At 75.2% G+C, this 1213-nt stretch carries 1 protein-coding gene; it reads left to right on the forward strand.

Translation table 11 applies throughout. The features are described 5' to 3' along the window. Positions 1-838 precede the first annotated feature (838 nt). Positions 839-1213 (forward strand): hypothetical protein (locus tag AB0J52_RS41415; RefSeq protein WP_500188749.1); only part of this gene is annotated, 375 nt, incomplete at its 3' end.

Consider the following 1213-nt stretch of genomic DNA (forward strand, 5'->3'; position numbering starts at 1 on the left):
GCCGCGCCCATCCCCATCGGCGGACGGCCCGGCTCCGGGCCCCGCGCCGGACCCTGGTTCGGGTTCGGAATCGGGCTCTGCCCCATCCGCGGAGCCATGCCCTGACCCGGCGCCACGCCCTGCCCCGGTCCCCTGCCCTGGCCCGGTGCCGGCCTCATGGCCGGGTCGTGGGGTGAACCAGTTCCCGGACCCGGCGAGCCCGGACGTCCCGGCATCGGCATCTGGACCGTCGGCTGGCGGCTCTGACCCGGCTGGGGGCCAGCCGTCCCGAAGGGTGGCGCGGGAGTCGCGCCCGGGTGGGGCGGACGGCCCGCTGCCGTTTCCGGACGCGTGGCGTCCTGCGGCTGTGCCGGACCCGGCCTGCCGGCGTGCCCCTGCTGCCCCTGCTGACCCGGGTGTGCCGGTCGGCCCTGGTCCGGTCGGGGAGGTGTCCCCTGCCCGTCCCAGCGTGTGTTCGGAGGGGGCTGCCGGTATCCGGGCGGAGGGGTCTGCCCCTGCGGCGGTCCCGGAGGCCCCTGACGGCCCTGAGGAGGCCCCTGGGGGTGTCCCGGCGGGGGCGTCTGCCGGCCCTGCTGCGGAGCCTGCGGGTGCGCCTGGGCCCCCGGCTCCTGCCGGTAGCCCTGCTCCGGTCGGTAGTCCTGCTCCCGTTCCGGGTTCGGGTAGCCCGGAGTCTCCTGCGACCAGGGGTTCTGCTCCGGGGTAGTAGGCCCCCGGCGCTCCGGCCGCTGGTTCCGTTCCGGTCCGTCCGTCACCGGCTGCCTCCGCTTTCCGGCGGCGCCTCGCTCGCATGGCCCGCACTCCGACGCCCACGAAGAGTACGGCAAGTGCGCCGCCCGTGATGACGAGCGACGTCCGTCCGTACCCGGTCGTCCGGACGGTGATCACGTGGGGCTCGCCGTACTCCGAGCCGTCGGCCGACACCAGCTGGACCAGCAGCCGGAACCGGCCGTTGCCGTTGGCGGTGACCGGCAGGTTGCGGGTGACCTTGTCGCCCGGCCCGAGATCGATCGGGGAGCGCCCCTCCAGCTTGCCGATCTGGAGCTTGGCGGTGTTCTCCGACGAGACGTTGACGACCACCCGGACGGTCTGGTCCGGCAGGTCGTTGGCGACCGTGATGTGCACCATGCCCGAGTTGCCGGCCAGCCCGGTCGGCCCGCTGATCACGCGCACCTGGCCGGTGTCGCCGCGCGTCTCGCACACCGCCTGCGCGATG

The organism is Spirillospora sp. NPDC049652, from assembly GCF_040675125.1.
Classification (GTDB): domain Bacteria; phylum Actinomycetota; class Actinomycetes; order Streptosporangiales; family Streptosporangiaceae; genus Spirillospora.